Origin of the sequence: Mesorhizobium sp. M1E.F.Ca.ET.041.01.1.1 (assembly GCF_003997355.1) — a bacterium.
Classification (GTDB): Bacteria; Pseudomonadota; Alphaproteobacteria; order Rhizobiales; family Rhizobiaceae; genus Mesorhizobium.
In genome coordinates, this window is record NZ_RZSL01001279.1 from 1 (window position 1) to 406 (window position 406).

1 protein-coding gene is annotated in these 406 nt (G+C 62.3%); it reads left to right on the forward strand.

Annotation, left to right across the window (positions count from 1 at the left end):
• Positions 1-406 (forward strand): HlyD family efflux transporter periplasmic adaptor subunit (locus tag EOA38_RS38785; protein ID WP_127301704.1); only part of this gene is annotated, 406 nt, incomplete at both ends.

Sequence of the window (406 nt, forward strand, 5' to 3'; positions counted from 1 at the left end):
GTGCGCGGCGACCTCGCCGAACTGCGCAGCCTTTTGCCCTCACGCCAGGATGTGCTGGCCAGGACCGATATCGTCGCGCCGATTTCCGGAACCGTCATGAACCTGCGTGTCAGGACTGAATCCGGCGTGATTTCCGGCGGCCAGCCGCTTCTCGATATCGTACCCAACGAGCCCAATCTGGTCATCGATTCACGTATCAAACCGGCCGATATCGACATGGTGCATCCGGACATGCCGGCACGCGTGGTGCTGTCGGCCTATCCGACCAGGCATCTGCCGCAGATCCACGGCCTGCTCAACTCTGTCTCGGCCGACCGGCTGACGGATGAGAGGACCGGCGAGCCCTATTTCCTCGCCAAGGTCAAGGTCGACGTCGCCGACCTCGGACAGCTGCATGACATCCATC